The 16,934-nt window shown below is 71.9% G+C and carries 18 protein-coding genes; 11 read left to right on the forward strand and 7 right to left on the reverse strand.

Annotation, left to right across the window (positions count from 1 at the left end):
* A partial coding sequence (locus C2L58_RS47090) for a GAF domain-containing protein (RefSeq protein ID WP_103344167.1) occupies nt 1-582 on the reverse strand: 582 nt, incomplete at its 3' end.
* 104 nt (nt 583-686) lie between these two features.
* Nucleotides 687-1,610, reverse strand: coding sequence for an alpha/beta fold hydrolase (locus C2L58_RS47095; RefSeq protein ID WP_103344134.1), 924 nt, complete (start codon nt 1,608-1,610; stop codon nt 687-689).
* Nucleotides 1,611-1,913: 303 nt separating this feature from the next.
* Here C2L58_RS47095 and C2L58_RS47100 point away from each other — a divergent pair, with 303 nt between their 5' ends.
* On the forward strand, nt 1,914-3,431 hold the full coding sequence (locus C2L58_RS47100; RefSeq protein ID WP_233226331.1) for a family 43 glycosylhydrolase: 1,518 nt from the start codon (nt 1,914-1,916) through the stop codon (nt 3,429-3,431).
* 120 nt (nt 3,432-3,551) lie between these two features.
* Here C2L58_RS47100 and C2L58_RS47105 read toward each other — a convergent pair whose 3' ends face one another.
* Nucleotides 3,552-3,764, reverse strand: coding sequence for a hypothetical protein (locus C2L58_RS47105; protein WP_103344135.1), 213 nt, complete (start codon nt 3,762-3,764; stop codon nt 3,552-3,554).
* A gap of 362 nt (nt 3,765-4,126) precedes the next feature.
* Here C2L58_RS47105 and C2L58_RS47110 point away from each other — a divergent pair, with 362 nt between their 5' ends.
* Complete coding sequence (locus C2L58_RS47110) at nt 4,127-5,338, forward strand: MFS transporter (protein ID WP_146073848.1); 1,212 nt, start codon at nt 4,127-4,129, stop codon at nt 5,336-5,338.
* Here the strand turns inward: C2L58_RS47110 and C2L58_RS47115 are convergent.
* Nucleotides 5,319-6,179 (reverse strand): helix-turn-helix transcriptional regulator, encoded by an 861-nt coding sequence (locus C2L58_RS47115; RefSeq protein ID WP_103344137.1) that lies wholly within the window; start codon nt 6,177-6,179, stop codon nt 5,319-5,321. The genes C2L58_RS47110 and C2L58_RS47115 overlap by 20 nt on opposite strands.
* Before the next feature lie 100 nt (nt 6,180-6,279).
* Here C2L58_RS47115 and C2L58_RS47120 point away from each other — a divergent pair, with 100 nt between their 5' ends.
* The 6 genes from C2L58_RS47120 (at nt 6,280) to C2L58_RS47145 (ending at nt 10,907) form a co-directional block, all read left to right on the forward strand.
* The gene (locus tag C2L58_RS47120; RefSeq protein WP_103344138.1) at nt 6,280-7,236 is read left to right on the forward strand and encodes an SDR family NAD(P)-dependent oxidoreductase; all 957 of its coding nucleotides are present in this window, start codon (nt 6,280-6,282) and stop codon (nt 7,234-7,236) included.
* Nucleotides 7,181-7,777 carry a TetR/AcrR family transcriptional regulator gene (locus C2L58_RS47125; RefSeq protein ID WP_103344139.1) on the forward strand — a complete coding sequence of 199 codons (597 nt, stop codon included), beginning with the start codon at nt 7,181-7,183 and terminating at the stop codon, nt 7,775-7,777. The genes C2L58_RS47120 and C2L58_RS47125 overlap by 56 nt, the downstream gene beginning before the upstream one ends.
* Before the next feature lie 16 nt (nt 7,778-7,793).
* Nucleotides 7,794-8,924, forward strand: a complete 1,131-nt coding sequence (locus tag C2L58_RS47130) for an epoxide hydrolase family protein (RefSeq protein WP_233226332.1) — start codon at nt 7,794-7,796, stop codon at nt 8,922-8,924.
* Entirely contained in the window at nt 8,921-9,871 is a 951-nt protein-coding gene (locus C2L58_RS47135; protein WP_233226333.1) for a GlxA family transcriptional regulator, read from the forward strand. Before C2L58_RS47130 ends, C2L58_RS47135 begins: the two co-directional genes overlap by 4 nt.
* 78 nt (nt 9,872-9,949) lie before the next feature.
* Nucleotides 9,950-10,645, forward strand: coding sequence for an alpha/beta fold hydrolase (locus C2L58_RS47140; RefSeq protein WP_103344141.1), 696 nt, complete (start codon nt 9,950-9,952; stop codon nt 10,643-10,645).
* Between the two features lie 52 nt (nt 10,646-10,697).
* Nucleotides 10,698-10,907: a hypothetical protein gene (locus C2L58_RS47145; protein WP_199191767.1), complete on the forward strand. Its 210-nt coding sequence runs from the start codon at nt 10,698-10,700 to the stop codon at nt 10,905-10,907.
* Here the strand turns inward: C2L58_RS47145 and C2L58_RS47150 are convergent.
* Entirely contained in the window at nt 10,891-11,793 is a 903-nt protein-coding gene (locus C2L58_RS47150) for an alpha/beta fold hydrolase (RefSeq protein WP_103344142.1), read from the reverse strand. The two genes, C2L58_RS47145 and C2L58_RS47150, sit on opposite strands and share 17 nt — an antisense overlap.
* Nucleotides 11,794-11,885: 92 nt before the next feature.
* Here C2L58_RS47150 and C2L58_RS47155 point away from each other — a divergent pair, with 92 nt between their 5' ends.
* Nucleotides 11,886-12,455 carry a carboxymuconolactone decarboxylase family protein gene (locus C2L58_RS47155; RefSeq protein ID WP_103344143.1) on the forward strand — a complete coding sequence of 190 codons (570 nt, stop codon included), beginning with the start codon at nt 11,886-11,888 and terminating at the stop codon, nt 12,453-12,455.
* Nucleotides 12,448-13,254, forward strand: coding sequence for a helix-turn-helix domain-containing protein (locus C2L58_RS47160; protein ID WP_103344144.1), 807 nt, complete (start codon nt 12,448-12,450; stop codon nt 13,252-13,254). Before C2L58_RS47155 ends, C2L58_RS47160 begins: the two co-directional genes overlap by 8 nt.
* A 19-nt stretch (nt 13,255-13,273) precedes the next feature.
* Here C2L58_RS47160 and C2L58_RS47165 read toward each other — a convergent pair whose 3' ends face one another.
* Nucleotides 13,274-14,308, reverse strand: a complete 1,035-nt coding sequence (locus C2L58_RS47165; protein WP_103344145.1) for an epoxide hydrolase family protein — start codon at nt 14,306-14,308, stop codon at nt 13,274-13,276.
* Nucleotides 14,309-14,450: 142 nt separating this feature from the next.
* Here C2L58_RS47165 and C2L58_RS47170 point away from each other — a divergent pair, with 142 nt between their 5' ends.
* Nucleotides 14,451-15,374 carry a quinone oxidoreductase family protein gene (locus C2L58_RS47170; RefSeq protein WP_103344146.1) on the forward strand — a complete coding sequence of 308 codons (924 nt, stop codon included), beginning with the start codon at nt 14,451-14,453 and terminating at the stop codon, nt 15,372-15,374.
* 8 nt (nt 15,375-15,382) lie between these two features.
* On the opposite strand, the gene C2L58_RS47175 is transcribed toward C2L58_RS47170, so the two are convergent.
* Nucleotides 15,383-16,927: a CoA transferase gene (locus tag C2L58_RS47175; protein ID WP_103344147.1), complete on the reverse strand. Its 1,545-nt coding sequence runs from the start codon at nt 16,925-16,927 to the stop codon at nt 15,383-15,385.
* Between the last annotated feature and the right edge of the window lie 7 nt (nt 16,928-16,934).

The raw sequence follows: 16,934 nt of genomic DNA on the forward strand, positions 1-16,934 counted from the left end.
GGTGACGGCGTCGGTGGCGGCCAGGGCGAGGGAGGCGTGGGTCGCGAGGAGCAGCAGGACGTCGCGGTCGGCGGCGTCCAGGCCGTGCCGGGAGCGGGAGTAGACGTTGAGGGCGCCGTGGGATTCGCCGCGGGGTGGTCCGCTGATCAGGGCGGTGGAGACGACGGAGCCCATGCCGAGCTGGGTGGCGGCCGGGGCCCATTGGGGCCAGCGTGGTTCGGTGGTGAGGTCGGGGGCGATCGCGACGGCGGGGCCACCGGGGTCGGCGGCTTCGACGCAGGGGCCTTCCCGGAACCGGTATTGCCGCCGGTCGAGTTCGATGGCGACCTCGTCGGTTTCCGCGGGGGTGTGGAAGTGGCCGTCGGCGTCGAGCAGGGTGAAGCTGGCGAGGTCGGCGGCCGGGACCATCACTGTCGTGGCTTCGAGGACGCGTTCGAGCACGTCTTCCACGGTCGGCGCGACGAGCAGGGTGCGGGTCAGCTGGGCGAACCGCTCGGCCAAGGGCCCGGGCGCGGCCTGATGGGGCTCGCGGTCGGCGACGAACTCTTCCTTGTCGCGCTGCCAGTCCTGGTCACTGCTCATGCCGGTCTCCCCGAGTTGCCGCGGAAGACGGCTGCCTTCTCAACCATCGCGCGACCAACGTAACCCCCCGGGTGGTCCGGCCGCTACGAGTGCTGCGGGCGCGCTCAGGCCTGCATGTCGTCGACGGCCCGGAGCATCGCCTCGCCGAAGGCCGCCGGCCGCGCGACCGGGAAGTCGTGGTCGAACGGGACCGGGATCGAGTGCGCGCCGAGCTGCCCGGCGAGCTGGCGTTGCCGGCGCGGTGGGCAGACCGCGTCACCTTCGGTGATGACGACCGTGGCGGGGATCGCCCGGAGCGGGGCGAGCTGGCCGCGCAGGTCGTAGCCGGCCACCGCCCGTCCGGTGGCCAGGTGCTGGGACAGCGGGGCTCGCGCGAGTTCGCGCCGGAGCCACGGCCACCGGGCCTCGAACTCCGGAACGCGCCGGTTGGCTCCGAAGTAGCGGGCGGCGGCCGATGTCCCGGCACCGACGCCGGGGAGCCGTCCGCTCACGGCGACGGCGCGCCAGAAGAGCCGGTCACGCCGGGTTTGGGTGTAGCTGAGCGCGGCGGCCGACAGCACCAGTCCGGCAACGCGGTCCGGGCGGGCGACGGCCAGGTGCAGGCCGACCGGGCCGCCGAGGGAGAACCCGCAGACGATGGCCTTCTCGATGCCCAGCTCGTCGAGCACGGCCAGGGCGTCCGCGGCCAGATCCGGGACGGTGAAGCGGCGGGCGTCGAGAAGCGTGCGGCCGTGGCCGCGTTGATCGAATCCCGCGAAGGGGTAGCGGCGCGCCAAGCTGGGCATCAGGCCGTAGAAGGTGGTGTCCAGCGAGAGCGTCCAGCCGTGGAGCAGCAGGACCGGGTGGCCCCGGAGCGAGCCGTCGTGCAGGTTGTCGCGCACGAACACGCTGCCTCGCCCGGGCAGGGTCAGCATGCGTCCGGTGGGCAGGTCGGGTTGCCAGGGCACGCCGTCGCCGGTGGGCGGCCGGACCGGGCGGGTCAGCCCGGCGAGCCGGTGGCGCAGCGAGATCGGGCCTTCGTCCGGCACGCGGCCTCCCGGATCGGGCACTCCAGAGTTACTGACAGAATGCCAATAAGCCTGGAGCAAGCTGGTTCGCGCTGTCAACTCCGGGTCTCGGCGGCGGTCTCGGGAAAGCGCTTACTCGATGAGTGGTCCACTCCGGCGAAGGGCGACTTCGGTGTGAACGAGAGGTTTCCGGCACGGCGACCGCGTGTTACGCTGGGAGCGCTCCCAACGTCACCGGTCCTGTCGAGTCCTGCTCCAGGCGGCCGGGTGCGCATGCCTGCCACGGATGGATCGCCCAGTGCTCCTCATCGCGGAGGTCATGAAGTGCTGAAAAAGAACTTCCGGCGAACGCTCGCTTCGATCCTGCTGCCCCTCTCCGTCGCGCTGACGTCCGTCGGTGGCGCGACCGGTGCCGGCGCGGCCACCCCGCGCACCGCCGCGGCCGCGTCCGTCACGATCCAGAACGACGTGTTCTGGAAGGACACCTCGGGCACCCCGATCTACTCCCAGGGCGGCGGTGTCCTTAAGGTCGGCGGTACGTATTACTGGTACGGGGCCAAGTACAACGGCGCGGTGAGCTACGCCGGCAACCCGGCGGGCGGGAAGAACAGTGACACGTCGCTGAGCGCGATCACCATTTATTCGTCGACCGACCTGGCGAACTGGAAGTTCGAAGGCAATGCGCTGACCGCCGCCGACCTCGGCGGTGCCTGGGTCGGCCGGATCGGCGTGGCACGCAACCCGAACACCGGCAAGTTCGTGCTGGTCTCGCAGCTGGACAGCGGGCTGGTGTTCGCCACGAGCAGCACGCCGAACGGCAAGTTCACCCGGGCGGGCACGCAGTCGAGCATCAGCGGTGTCTCCACCGGCATGTCCGGCGACCAGTCGGTCTTCACCGACGACGACGGCAAGGCGTACCTGATCTACAGCAACAAGAGCGGCCGGTCGCACCTGTACGTCTCGACGTTGCGGGCTTCGGACTTCCTCCAGGTCGACCCGGCCAAGAACGTCTACAACAGTTCGGCGGGCGGGCGCGAGGGCAACATCATGTTCAAGTACGGCGGGACGTACTACTTCTGTTCCTCCGACCTGCACGGCTGGAACGCGTCCCACACGTACTGCATCAGCGCGAAGAACATCATGGGCCCGTACTCGGCGGAATTCGTGCTGCAGGGGACGGACGCCGACTTCTCGCACGTGACGCAGACCGGCCTGGCGTTCACGGTGACCGGCTCGCAGGGTTCGTTCGTGATGTTCGGCGGTGATCGCTGGAGCGACTTCGCCGGCAACGGCATCGGGTACAACGACTGGGTGCCGGTCACCTTCAGCGGAACCACGCCGGTGTTCCACTCGCTGAACCAGTGGACCGTCGACGCGGCGGCGGGGACGTGGGCGGCCGGGCGCGGCAACAACCACGTCCTCAACCCGGGCGCCGAGGCCGACCGGGTGGCCCAGAACGACCTCGCCGGCTGGACCACCACGGGCGGTGCGGTGAACAGCAACAAGCTGGGCGGCCACACCGGACGGTGGGCGTTCGCGCAGAGTTCGTCGGCCGCCTACAACGCCAGCAGGTACCAGAACATCGCCCTGCCGAACGGCACCTACACGCTGTCGGCGTGGGTGAAGGGCAGCGGCGGGCAGAAGAAGGCGACCCTTTTCGCGAAGAACTTCGGCGCGGGTGAGCTGAGCACGTCGATCAGCCAGCCGCTCGGCAACTGGACGAAGGTGAGCGTCTCCGGCATTGCGGTGACGAACGGGTCGATCCAGGTGGGGGTGTTCTCCGACGCGAACGCGGGCAACTGGGTGAACGTCGACGACTTCAGCCTGGTGCAGACCGGCTGACCCCCGGCACTGGGGCCGGGTCGCGGAACCGTTTTCGCGGCCCGGCGCCGGTGCGAAGGCGCCGCCACTGCGCGCCGGCCGTCTTGGAGGTCGGAAACACCCCGCCACGGCCGGCCGGGGTCAGCGGCGGCGGGCGCGGCGTCCGGACGGGTCGTGCGCCCGTGCGTTCTCCGCTTCCGGGCGTCCGTTCGCGCCGGGCGAGGGTTCGAAGGCCGCCGACGGCGTGTACACCGGCTGGAGGAACAGGCTGCCGTACCGGCTCTCCTGGGGCGCGGTGAGCGCCTCGGGCCGGGGCTCTTCGTCGAGGGGGTGGCTGAACAGCGAGCTGTCCATCGTGGAAGTGGTGATCGGGGATCCTTTCGTGGGCGCCACCGGAGCGGGTGCGCTGGTCACCGGGGGTGGTTCCGCCGGTTTCAGCCGCCGAAGTGGCTCGGTGATCGGCTGGATTGAGGGCCGAGGAAGGCGCGGGTTCGACCACTTGCGCACTGAATACTCTCGGACACCACTCACTGTACACCACGCCCGCGGCGCCGCGCGTTCCCGCGGGGAGAACGGCGGCCTCGGCGCGGGCACGCCGGGCCGCCGAGGCGAGCCTCGCGGCCGGCGATTCGCGGAAATCGGCGCTTTAATCGACCGGGTCCGGATTGCCAGGGTGTTCCTCCGACGCGGCATCCGGCAACCAGGGGAGTTACGGTGTGCGTGCTTTCGTTGTGCTGAAAGGAAATCCGCCGTTCCGCCGGTTCTGGCTCGGCATGCTGATCTCCCGCGCCGGAGACGTCGTCACGGTGGTGGCGATCTCCTGGCTGGTGCTGGACATCGCGGGTCCCGCGGAGCTGGGGCTGGTCGTGCTGTGCCAGGGCCTTCCCCGGATCGTGGCCGGACCCGTCGCCGGGCGCCTGCTGGACCGGGTGCCGCCGCGGCTGTTGCTCGGCTGGGACAACGCTGTCCGCGGTGTCCTCATCGGACTCGTTCCGGTGCTGTGGTCGCTCGGCGGCCTCAGCGTGACTGTCCTTTGTGTTCTATCGGCCGGTGCCGCCGTGGTGTCGGTGCTGACCGAAGTCGCCGAGAGCGCTGTCGTGCCCCGGCTGGTCCCGGTGTCCGAACTGGACGCCGCGAACACGGCGCTGGCCACCAACTGGGAGGCCGCCGCGGTCCTCGGGCCGCCGCTGGCCGGAGCGCTCGTCGCGGCGGCCACGGCGCCGGTCGCGCTCGTTGCCGACGCGGCGAGCTTCTTCGTGATGAGCGCGCTGTGCTTCGCCCTGCCGGTCATCGCGCCGGTGCCCGCCGACGGCACGCGGCCCGGGTTCGGCGCCATCCTGCGGCTGCCCGTCGTGTTCTGGACTTCGGTGGCCACGTGCGGGTTCCTCTTCCTCGGCGGGATGGCCGAGGTCCTGTACCCGGTGTTGAGCCGGGAGGTCCTGCACACCGGTCCGGTCGGCTACGGGCTGCTGGTGGGCGCGGCCGGTGCCGGCGGCTTGGCGGGCGTGGTCGTCGGCGTGCCGCTCGTGACCCGCCTGCGCCCGAAGTGGCGCTTGCCGGCCATCGTCCTGGCCGGCACGGTGCCCTTCGCGTTGCTGACCACCACCGCGGCGCTCGTCCCGGCCGTCGTGCTGGTCGCGGTGGCGGGCGCGTGCTGGGGACCGTACTTCGCGGTCGAGCGCACCTTGGTCCAGCGCCTGACCCCGGCCGCGCTCCGCGGCAGCGTCATGGGCGCCCGGACGGCGATCTCCGCGCTCGGCTTCCCGGCCGGCAGCGCGGTGGCGGGAACGCTGAGCGCGAGCCTCGGCCCGGTGCTCGTCGTGGTGGGGGCGGCCGCGGGCTCCCTGCTGGTGGCGGTGACCGCGCTCGTGGCCGTGGGGCGCGGTCAGGCCGATCGCCCGGCCGGCGTCATTCGGTTCCGACGGTGAACTGTTCGGTGCCGAGCACCGTGAGCAGCGCGAGCTTTTCCTGGTCCGCGGTACCCGGGGTGGCGGTGAAGATGAGCAGTGACTGGCCCTCGTCGGGTTCGAGCAGGAGCTGGCAGTAGAGGTCGAGCCGGCCGATTTCGGGGTGGACGAACCGCTTGGTCCCGCTGAGCCGGAGGCCCACTTCGTGACGTTCCCACAGCCGGTCGAATTCGCCGCTGGTGGCGCGCAGGGCCGCGACGAGGTCCGCGGCGGGCGAACCGGGGCCGTCGCGGGTGACCGCCGCGCGCAGCTGGGCGACGTTGACGCGGCTGTTCCCGGCGTGGTCGGCGGGGTGGTACCGCTCGCGGGCGGCCGGATCGGTGAACCAGCGGAACGGCGCGCTGCGGGCGTGGCCGGTGTACCGCGTCTGCTCGCCGAGCAGCGCGACCGCGGACGGGGTCTGCAGCAGCGTCTCGCCCAGCGGACCCATGATCTGGGCCGGGGTGTCGGCGATGCGGTCCATGACGCGCATCAGGCCCGGGCTCACGTGCCCGGCCCGCAGGTCGCGGCGGGCCGTGCGGTAACCCGCCAGGAGGAACAGGTGATCACGTTCGTCGGGGGTGAGCCGCAGGCCCCGGGCGACGGCCGCGAGCATCGGCTCGGAAGGCTGCGGCCCGTCGCCGCGTTCCAGGCGGGCGAAGTAGTCCGCGGACATGCTGCACAGCTCCGCGACCTCTTCCCGCCGCAGGCCCGGCGCGCGCCGGCGTGGCCCGCGCCGAAGCCCGACGTCTTCCGGTTGCAACGCCGCCCGCCGGGTGCGCAGGAAGGCGCCGAGCGTGGCGGCGTCGAACGTGCGTTCCATGACCTCATTGTCGCGATCCCGGCGTCGCTCAACCACGACCTGCCGGTCAGTGGCTGAGCGCGTCCTTCCTCGTCCGGGCCGCGGTCCGTTCACTGGCTGCATGACCAAGACGAAATGGACAGAAAACGAAATCCCGGACCTCACCGGCCGGACCGTGGTGATCACCGGCGCCGGTCGCGGACTCGGCCTGATCACGGCCCGGGCGCTGGCGCGGGCTGGCGCCCGGGCTGTGCTCGGCGTGCGCGACCTCGAGCGGGGCCGGCGTGCCGTCGCCGGGCTGCCCGGCCGCTTCGACGTCCGGCCGCTGGACGTGGCCGACCTCGGCTCGGTGCGCGCCTTCGCCGCCGCCTGGTCGGGTGACCTCGACGTGCTGATCAACAACGCCGGCGTCATGGACATCCCCGCCGCGCGGACGGCGGACGGCTTCGACCGGCAGACCGCGACCAACTACCTCGGCCCGTTCGTGCTGACGAACCTGCTGCTCGGGCACGTCACCGACCGGGTCGTGCACGTCACGAGCCAGCTGCACCGCCAGGGCCGGATCGACCTGACCGACCTGGACTGGCGCACCCGCCCGTACCACGGGATGGCCGCCTACCGGGCGTCGAAGCTCGCCGTCGTGCTGCACTCCCTGGAGCTGCAGCGCCGCCTCGACGCCCAGGGCAGCGCGGTCCGCTCGGTGCTCGCCAGCCCGGGGATCGCCCGCACCGGCCTGGCCGCCCACTCGCGGTCGGACATCGTCAACCGGGTCCCGTTCCTCACCAATTCGCCCGAGCGGGGTGCGTTGTCGCTGCTCTATGCCGCGACCCAGGACGTTCCCGGCAACGCCTACGTCGGGCCCGGCGGTCTCGGTGGCCTTCGCGGCGATCCGACCCTCGGCCGGGCGGGCAAGAACGGCCTCGACGAGGAGCTGGCCGGCCGGCTCTGGGACGTGACGGCTGAACTCGTCGCGCCTCGGTCTCCCGACGCGGCTGCCGACGACGGTGTGTACATTTGTTCTTATGGCTCTCCCCGGAGTGCGGGACCGGACCGCCGGCCGGCGACCCCGCCGGCATGATCCCGACCGCCGGATCCGCATTCTCGACGCCGCGCTGGACGTCCTGGTGGAGCGCGGGATCGCCGGGATGACGCACCGGCACGTCGCCGCCCGGGCCGACGTGCCGCTCGGCTCGGTCACCTACCACTTCGCCGGCTTGGCCGAACTGCAGGCGCAGGCGTTTGCGCGCTTCGTCGAGCTGCAGGCCACGGTGTTCGAGAGGCTCTTCGACGACGTCGGGACCCGCGAGGAGTTCGTCGAGGTGCTGGTCGACCTCGTCCACGCGAGCCCGGCCCGGCAGCGCAGCGCGGTGCTCGGATTCGAGCTGCACCTGGCGGCCCTGCGCGACCCCGGGCTCCGCGTGCTGGCCGAGGCGTGGACGAGGAGCAGCCAGGAGGTGCTCGCCCGGTTCGTCGGCCCGGAAGCCGCCGCACGCCTGGACGCGCTGCTCGAAGGGATGATCATGCACGCCCTGCTGGCGACCGGGCCGCGGTCCCGGGAGGCGGCGCGGGCGGCCATCGATCCGGCTGTCGAACTGCCCGGCCCGGACGGCTCGCTGTGAACTCGAGGAGAAAATGATGTCCGATAGGCCCGTGCTCGCGGTCACCGACGCCGAACTCGGCGAGCTGCGGACCCGGCTGGCCGGCACGCGCTGGCCGGCTCCGTGGCCGGTACCCGGCTGGTCGGCGGGCACCGATCCCGGCGAGCTGCGGCGGCTGGTCGATCACTGGGCGTCCGGCTACGACTGGCGTGCGCACGAAGCCGCCATCAACGCCCTGCCCCACCGGTTCGCGGACATCGCCGGGACGCCGGTGCACTACCTGCGGTTCGACGGCGAGGCCCCGGACGCTTTGCCGATCGTGCTGACCAACGGGTGGCCCAGCTCGTTCCTGGAGCTGACCGAGTTCGCCCAGCGGCTGGCCACGCCGTCCGAGCACGGTGGTTCGGCGGCGGACTCCTTCACCGTCATCGTCCCGTCGCTGCCCGGTTTCGCCTTCTCCCCGCAACGCCCTTCGCTCGCGGACCCCGTGCAGACCCATGAACTGTGGCACCTGCTCATGAGTGAGGAACTGGGCTTCTCCCGGTACGCGGCGCACGGCGGGGACCTGGGCGCGGGCATCACCTCCCGGCTGGCCGAAGCCCATCCCGAGGCGCTGGCCGGGATCCACCTGATGGCCGTCGCCGGGCCGGTCGCCTACGACGACGAAAGCCTCACCGAGCCGGAGAAGGCCTACCTCGACTCGGTGGCGACCTGGTCGGCGCGGGAAGGCGCCTACCAGCACCAGCAGAGCACCCGGCCGGTCACCCTGGCCTACGGCTTGAGCGACTCGCCGGCCGGGCTGCTCGCCTGGATCGTCGAGAAGTACCGCGCGTGGAGCGACAGCGGCGGTGACCTGTCCTCGCGGTTCAGCGACGACTTCCTGCTGACGCAGGCGTCGCTGTACTGGTTCACCAACACCATCTCGACGTCGTTCCGGCCGTACTACGAGTACGGGGAGCACCTGACCCGCCGGGTCGAGCGGGTCGAGGTGCCGACCGCCGTCGCGCTGTTCCCGGCCGACCTGACCCAGCCGCCGCGCAGCTGGGCGGAACGCACGTACCACGTCACGAGGTACACGACGATGCCCCGCGGCGGCCACTTCGCCGCCCACGAAGAACCCGAACTGCTCGCCCGCGACGTCACCGGCTTCTTCCGGGCCCTGCGGTGACCCGGCACCGGATGGTCGTCGTCCTGCTCGAGCACGTCCTGCCCCTCGACTACGCGATCCCGGTGCACGTGTTCGGCCGCGAGGCGCCGGAGGCGTACGACCTCGTGACGGTGTCCGTGGGTGGCGGTCCCGTGCCGGTGGCCGGGGGCACCACGGTGCTTCCGGACGGTGGGCTGGAGCTGCTGCGCCGGGCGGACACGATCGTCGTGCCGGGCTACGCCGACGCCGTGGAGCGTGAGCTGCCCGGGTCGCTGCTGCGGGCTCTCGCCGGTGCGCACCGGCGGGGCGTCCGAATGGTGTCCATCTGCTCCGGGGCGTTCGCCTTGGCGCGTGCCGGTGTCCTCGACGGGCTGACCGTGACGACCCACTGGTCGCTGTGCGCGGACCTCGCCGAGCGGTTTCCCGCGCTGACTGTCGACCAGTCGGTGCTCGTGGCGGGAACCGCGTCGGTGCTCACCTCCGGCGGCGTGACCGCCGGCGTGGACCTGTGCCTGCACCTGCTGAACGCCGACCTCGGACCGGCGGCCGCGCGGCACGTCGCCCGGCGCATCGTGATGGCCCCGCGCCCGGCGGACGGGCAGCGGCAGTTCGTGGAGAAGGCGGTCGTCCCGCCCGGCGACGACGTCATCGCGCGGGCCCAGCAGTGGATGCTCGTGTCGCTGGAGCAGACCCTGTCGGTGAAGGACGTGGCCACCCGGTTCGCCATGTCGGAGCGGACGTTCCACCGGCGCTTCCGCGAGAAGGCCGGGGTGCCGCCGCTGACCTGGCTGCGTGACCAGCGCGTCTTGCGGGCCAAGGAACTCCTGGAGAGCTCGGACCTGTCCATAGAGGATATCGCGCGCCGCGTCGGCTTCGGCACGGCGACCAACCTGCGGGTGCAGTTCCGGCGCGCGACGAACGTTTCGCCCCGCGAACACCGGAGATCGTTCACCTTCGACGGCGGCTGAGCCCGTTGGCGGGATGGTTTCGATAGTCGGCAGGACTGCCACTGTCCGCGAGCTTGGCGCGGAGCCGAAACTGAGGACATGAACCAGCCGACCTTCGTTCTCGTCCACGGCGCCCTGACCGATGCTTCGGTGTGGCGCCGCGTCTCCGTGCACCTGCAGGACGCCGGGCACACCGTCATCGCGCCTTCGTTGCCGATGCGCGACTTCGACGGCGACATCGCCTACCTCGGGCGGTTCCTGGGCACGCTCACCGGCCCGCTCGTGGTCGCCGCCCACTCCTACGCCGGGTCGGTGATCTCGTCTCCCGCTGCCTTGACCGAAGCCGTCCGATCGCTCGTGTTCGTCACGGCGTTCCAGCAGGACGCGGGGGAGACGGCGGGCGCGCTCAACGGGAAGTTCCCGGGCAGCCTGCTCATTCCGGACAACCTCGTCGTGCGCGAATACCCCGGCGGCGCGGAGATCTACCTCCGGCCCGACAAGTTCGGGGAGGTCTACGCTGGCGACGCCAGTGCGCGGGACCGTGAGATCCTTGCCGTGGCCCAGAAGCCGTTCGACCCGGTCACCCTCGAAGGCAGCTTCGCGGACGCCGCCAGCTGGCACGCCCTGCCGTCGTGGGCCGTGGTGTCCACACAGGACAGGTCCATTCCCGCCGAAGCGCAGCGGTGGATGGCCGAGCGAGCCGGCTCCACCGTTGTGGAGGTCGACTCCACGCACGCCGTTCCGCTGGTGCACCCGGAGGTGGTGGCCGAAACGATCCTCCGCGCAGCGGGCTGAGGGCTAGGGTCGGGTTGGTGAGCCCGACGCCGAGCGGTGGCGGGCGTCCGAGGTGGGGTACGGCGCGATCCAGGCCACCAAGCCGCAGACCCGGGCCGCGTCGCTCAACGATTCTCCGGCGGGGCTCGCGTCCTGGATCGTGGAGGAGTTCCGCCGGTGGAGCGACTGCGACGGAGACGTCGAACGCCGGTTCACCAAGGACCAGCTGCTGACGAACATCAGCGTCTACTGGTTCACGGCTTTCTTCAGGGCGTTGCGCTGAGGAGTGCCTCCACCGCGTCCGCGAACTCCCGCGGCGCCTCTTGGGGCGGGTTGTGCCCGACGTCCCGCAGGAGCCGGTGTTCATACGGCCCGGTGAAGAACGCCCGGTCGCCGGCCGGGCTCGGGCCCGGGAGACCGTCGGCGCCCGTTTCCAGCAGCACGGCCGGCACGGTGATCGGCGGCTGCTTCGCGAGGAGGTCTTCCGTCCGCTGGTAGCGGGGATCGCCTTCGGCCAGGCCGTAGCGGTGCCGGTACGAATGGATAACCACGTCGACGAAGTCGGGATTGTGCAAGCTCGCCGCGCTCGCCGCGAAGGCGGCCCCCGCCCCTTCCCACTTCGGCGACCAGCTGCGCCACAACAACGAGCAGAGTTCTTCGCGGTTCCGGTCGAGCCCGCGGCGGCCACGCTCCGAATGGAAGTAGAACTGGTACCAGAAGGCCTGCTCCCAGTCCGGCCTCGTGGGGTCGTTCGCGGCGGCGATGTCCTGGATGTTGTAGCCGTCCACGGTGACCAGCCCGGTGACCCGCTCCGGGTGCAGAGCGGCCGTGACGCAGGCGGCCCGGCCTCCCCAGTCGTAACCGGCGAGGACCGCGGAGCCGATCTCGAGCGCGTCCATGAACTCGACGAGGTCGTGCCCCAGCGCGGCCTGCTGTCCCGACCGCATCGTCGATTCCTCGCGGAACGTCGTCGCGCCGAAGCCCCGGAGGTAGGGGGCGAGGACGAGGGCGCCCCGAGCCGCCAGCCGGGGCGCGGCTTCGTCGAACGACCGCACGTCGTAGGGAAAGCCGTGGAGCAGGATGACCGGCGGACCGCCGGCCGGGCCCGCCTGCTCGTACGCGATGTCCAAAGTGGACGTCCTGGCTCGCCCGGCCGAACTGAATCCCATCGGCCGATTGTCGCACGCCCGCGCGTGCCGCGTGGCGATGTTTACCTCCGAGGGAATTGGTTCGCCGCACCCCGCCCGGCAAACTCGAGACCATGACCAGTTACCAGCTCCACACCGCAGACACCGCCGCCGACGCCGCGAAGGAGCCGCTCAGGGTGCTTGAAGGCGCTTTCGGGTTCGTGCCCGCCGCGGCCGGCCTCATGGCCAACTCGCCGGCGCTGATCAACACCTTCTTCGCCGCCTTCAGCCACTTCCGGGGCGGGGGCACGTTCGGCCCGGACGAACGGCAGGTCCTGCTGCTGTCCAACGCCGTCGCCAACCGCAGCGAGTGGGCGGTGGCGTTCCACACGCTGGAGTCGCTGCAGGACGGCGTCGAACCCGCCGTGGTCGAGGCGATCCGGCGGGGCGAGCGGCCCGCGGACGAGCGGATGGCGGCGTTGTCGGCCTTCACCCGGTCGCTGATCGAGCGGAAGGGGCACGTCGAGGCCGCGGAGGTGGCCGCGTTCACGGCGGCGGGCTTCACCGGGGAACAGGTCTTCGAGGTGATCACCGGCGTGGCGATCTCGGCGATGACGAACTACACGGCCAACCTCGCCTGGCCACCGCTGGAGGACGCGGTGGTGCCGCACGCCTGGAAGACGGGATACTCGGCGGGTGCCTGACGTCGGTCTCCTGCTGAAACAGTGGCGCGGTACCCGGCGGCTGAGCCAGCTGGCGCTGGCCGCCGAGGCCGCCGTGTCGATCCGCCACCTGAGCTTCGTCGAAACGGGACGGGCCAACCCGAGCCGCGCCATGGTGCTGAAGCTCGCGGAGGTCCTGGACGTCCCGCTGCGCGAGCGCAACACCTTGCTGCTCAGCGCCGGCTTCGCCCCGGAGTACCCGGAGTCCGCCTTGGACGCACCGGCCCTGGCCGCGGTGCGAGACGCCTTGGAGACCATTCTCGCCCAGCAGGAACCGTTCCCGGCGCTGGTGATGGACCGCAGCTGGGACATCCGGCACACCAACTCCGCCGCCCGCCGGTTCTTCGCCTTCCTCCAGGACGGGCGGCCGGCGGGCCCGCCGGGGGCGGCGAACGTGCTTCGCCGGATGTTCCACCCGGACGGCGTGCGACCCCACGTGACGAACTGGCCGGAGGTGGCCGAAGCGCTGGTGCGGCGGGCCCGGCGCGAAGCGATCGGGGGTGTCCTGGACGAGCGGGCCCAGCGGATCCTGGGCGAAGTGCTGGACTACCCGGACGTGCCGGCGCACCTGCGGGCGCTGGACGCGACGGCGCCCGTCCTCCCGATCGTGCCGATCCGGTACGAGCGGGGTGGCCGGCGCTTCGACTACTTCTCCACGGTGACGACGCTGGGCACGCCCCAGGACGTGACCCTGCAGGAGCTGCGCATCGAATGCTTCTTCCCGATGACCGACGAAACCCGGGAGCACGCCCGGGAGCTGGCCGGGCCGCCCGGCGGGTGACGACCGGGCGTCCGGACGGTCAGCGGACGAGGCGGAAGAACCCGCGTACCTGCTCGACCAGCGACGCCGGCTGCTCCAGTGCGGCGAAGTGGCCACCGTGCGGCAGTTCCTCGAACCAGCGCAGGTCGGTGAACCGCAGCTCGGCCTCCCGCCGCGACGGGCGCGTGATGTCGCGCGGGTAGACCGACAGCCCGGCCGGCGCGGTGACCTTGTCCCGGAAGTGAGCGAAGCTCTCCCAGTACAGGCGTGCCGACGACGTCGCCGACGCGGTGAACCAGTAGACCGAGATCTCGTCGAGGATCTTCTGCCGCGGCAACGCGTCCCCGGGGTGACCTTCGTGGTCGGTCCAGGCCCAGAACTTCCAGTACCCCCGGCCGGTCCGCCGGAACTCGTGCTCGGCTTCGAGGTTCGCCCGCTCCGCGGGGGTCGGGTCGTCGAACGTGCCCGCCGCGACGGACCCCAGGTTCAGGTGCACGCCGGCGACCCGCTCGGGCGCCACCTCGCCCAGCGCACCGGACACCGCCGAACCCCAGTCGCCGCCCTGCGCGCCGTACCGCGGGTACCCCAGCGAAACCATCAACGTGTCCCAGGCGCGCGCGATGCGGGTGACGCCCCACCCGATCGCCGCCGGCTTGTCGCTCCAGCCGTACCCGGGCAGCGACGGCGCGACCACGTGGAACGCGTCCGCCGGGTCCCCGCCGTGCGCGCGCGGGTCGGTCAGCGGGCCGAGGACGTCCAGGAATTCGAGCACCGAACCGGGCCACCCGTGCGTGAGGACCAGCGGGAAGGCGTCCGGCTCCGGCGACCGGACGTGCAGGAAGTGGAGGCCGAGCCCGTCGACGGTGTCGCGGTACTGCGGGAAGGCGTTCAGCCGTCCGGCGAACCCGAAGTCGTAGTCCTCGGCCCAGCTGCGGCAAAGCTCCTGCGCATAGGCCAGCGGCAGCCCCTGTGACCAGTCGTCCACCGGCTCGGGCCACCGCGTCCGGCGCAACCGGTCCCGCAGGTCCGCGATCTCGGCTTCGGTGACGCTGACCTCGAACGGCTCGGCGGTCACAGCAAGCCCCCTTTCCTCGCCGGGAACATTACTTCGCGGGTGTGACCCGCGCCTCAGCCGGTTGCCCCTGACACCGGTGTCAGCGGTCAGGATGGCCGTAGCGCCCGGAAGGACCGGGCCGGTCACCCGGAAGGCACGGAAAATGGGACAGGCATGGGGTTTCGGCAGGCACGGCGGGCCCGAAGTGCAGGAGTTCTTCGACCGCCCCGATCCCGCTCCCGGTCGCGGTGAGGTGCTGATCCGGGTCGACGTCGCCGGGGTGAACCCCCTCGACCACCTCGTGCGCGCGGGCCTGGTCCCCGGGCTCGACGGCGGGCGTCCGTTCCCGCGCGTGCTCGGCATGGAGGCCGCGGGCACCGTTCTCGCGCTGGGCGAGGACGTCGACGGGCTCGAGGTGGGGGACGCGGTCTTCGGCTTCGCGCTCACCGGCGGTGGCACCTACGCCGAGACGACGGTGCTGTCCGCGCCGAACACCGCGCGCATCCCGGCGGGTCTGTCCGCCACCGTGGCGGCGACGCTGCCGGTGGCCGGGACGACCGCGGTGGACGCGCTCGACCAGCTCGGCCTGCCGGCCGGCGCCACGATCCTGGTGAACGGCGTCGGCGGTGGGGTCGGCCTCGCGGTCGCCCGGCTGGCCGCGGCGCGCGAGCTGCACGTCGTCGGCACCGGCAGCGCCGCCAAACGCGAGCCGGCCGAGGCCGCCGGGGTGCGGTTCGTCGACTACACCGCCGAGGACGTCGTCGCCGCGGCCCGTGAGCTGGCTCCCGGCGGCTTCGACGGGATCGTCGACCTGGTCGGCGGTCCCTCGCTGCGGGCGGTCGCCCCGCTGGCGCGCAACCCCCGCGACGTCATCGCTGTGGGCGATCAGTCCGTGCCCGACATCGGCGGCCGGTTCGTCGAGCGCCGCCTCGACCGCGACAACCTGGAGCGCGCCGCCCGGCTGGCGCTCGACGGCGTCCTCGCGCCTCCGATCACGGCGGTCCACCCGCTGTCCGACGCCCCGGCTGCCCTCGCCACCGTCGAGAACGGGCACGCCGCGGGCAAGGTCGTCATCAAGGTGACCTGAGCAGCTTTTCAGCCGCGACCCAGGATCTTGGCCAACGCGGCGACGTCCGGCTGCTGCGGCCGCGGAAGCCAGACCGGCTGGTCGGCGCCGCGCGGGGAGAGCACGTTCGAGTAGTGGTGCGGCGTGCGTGACAGCGTGATGTTCTCGGTGACGCCCTGGTAGATGCCCAGCGGCGTGAGCGAGGTGAACAGCTGCGGGTCGAGCAGTTCGTGGTCGCCGCCGCTGCCGACGGCCTGGTGGACGTAGTCCCAGTCGAAGAAGCCGAGGGTGACCGCCCACATCGCGGCCCGGGTCAGGGACACGTGGACCCGGTAGCTGCCGCCTTCGGTGGCGCGGCGGGCCAGCGCGGCCATGGCGCCGGTCGCGCCGAGCCAGGCGACGAGGTAGTCGTTGATGATCGATGTCGGGGGCAGCTTCGGGGCGTCGAGGCTGCCTTCGGCGGCGACCATGCCGGTGACCGTGCCGGCGACCTGGTCGAAGCCGACGCGGCGGGCCCAGGGGCCGGTTTCGCCGTGGCAGCTGGCGGTGACGTGGATGAGGCCGGGCCGCACCGCGAACGCCTGTTCGGCGTCGACGCCGAGTTCGGTGAGCAGCCCGGGTCGCCGGTTGGCGAAGAAGATGTCCGCGTCGCGCAGCAGGGCACGCAGGGTTTCCCGGCCGTCGGGCCCGCGGACGTTGAGGCGGGTGGAGCGCATACCCACGTTGGCCGTGGCGATGAGGGGGTCCTGCTCGAACTCGGCGACGCGCCAGACGTTGAGCACGTCCGCGCCGAGCGAAGCCAGGGAGCGGCCGATGCCGGCGCCGGCGATGACGTGGCCCATGCCGAGCGCGCGGATTCCGGACAGGGGGTGGGTGCCCCATTCCGGCAGTGGTTCGGGCGGGGTGCCGGCGACCTTTTCGATTTCGATCAGGGGCCGGGAGGCGAGGTGCTCGAACACCGGCTCGGCGACGAACTCCTCGACGCTGCGGACCTTGGCGAACACGATCCCGTGCTCTTCGCCGAGCGCTTCGAGCTCGTCGGCGGTGTGCCGGGCGATGGCGCGGCCGAGGGCTTCGGGGTTGTCGGCGCAGTCGAGGACTTCGAGCATCTTCGACTTGAGGCCGGGGTAGATGTTCGGCGGGATGACGCGGCGGCCGTCGCGGGTGGGGTAGAACCCGAAGTAGGCGAAGACGCTGCGGTCGGGCATGTCGGCGGGGTAGCCGTTGAGGGTCTCCCACTTCATCTCCGACGCCGGGGCGAGGCGGCGGATGGCCTGGCCGAGGTCGACGGTGATGTCCTGGCCGAGGCCGGTGCGCATCCGCCACAGCTTCGCGGCGATCACCGACTGCTGGGCCAGCGCGACGGCGGCGGCGCCGCCGATGCGGATGCTGCTGGGCATCAGCGGGTCGCGCTTGTGGAAGGTGATGGTGCCGCCGCTGTCTTCGGGGGTGAAGCCGAGCGGGGCGAGGAGGGCGCGGAGCTCGGCGTGCGGGTCGAACTCGTCGCCGGTCGCCCGCTTTCCGACGGCTTCGAGCATGGCTTCGCGCAGGGCCTGCGGGTCGGTGGTTTCCACTGTGGAC

The sequence above is a fragment of the Amycolatopsis sp. CA-126428 genome, assembly GCF_002904335.1.
GTDB lineage: Bacteria > Actinomycetota > Actinomycetes > Mycobacteriales > Pseudonocardiaceae > Amycolatopsis.

What these genes read in the sequence shown, in the direction of transcription:
- C2L58_RS47105 (WP_103344135.1), bottom strand. Translation starts at nt 3,764, where the DNA reads ATGGACAGCTCGCTGTTCAGCCACCCCCTCGACGAAGAGCCCCGGCCC.
- C2L58_RS47115 (WP_103344137.1), bottom strand. Translation starts at nt 6,179, where the DNA reads ATGGAACGCACGTTCGACGCCGCCACGCTCGGCGCCTTCCTGCGCACC.
- C2L58_RS47120 (WP_103344138.1), top strand. Translation starts at nt 6,280, where the DNA reads ATGACCAAGACGAAATGGACAGAAAACGAAATCCCGGACCTCACCGGC.
- C2L58_RS47125 (WP_103344139.1), top strand. Translation starts at nt 7,181, where the DNA reads ATGGCTCTCCCCGGAGTGCGGGACCGGACCGCCGGCCGGCGACCCCGC.
- C2L58_RS47130 (WP_233226332.1), top strand. Translation starts at nt 7,794, where the DNA reads ATGTCCGATAGGCCCGTGCTCGCGGTCACCGACGCCGAACTCGGCGAG.
- C2L58_RS47140 (WP_103344141.1), top strand. Translation starts at nt 9,950, where the DNA reads ATGAACCAGCCGACCTTCGTTCTCGTCCACGGCGCCCTGACCGATGCT.
- C2L58_RS47150 (WP_103344142.1), bottom strand. Translation starts at nt 11,793, where the DNA reads ATGGGATTCAGTTCGGCCGGGCGAGCCAGGACGTCCACTTTGGACATC.
- C2L58_RS47155 (WP_103344143.1), top strand. Translation starts at nt 11,886, where the DNA reads ATGACCAGTTACCAGCTCCACACCGCAGACACCGCCGCCGACGCCGCG.
- C2L58_RS47170 (WP_103344146.1), top strand. Translation starts at nt 14,451, where the DNA reads ATGGGACAGGCATGGGGTTTCGGCAGGCACGGCGGGCCCGAAGTGCAG.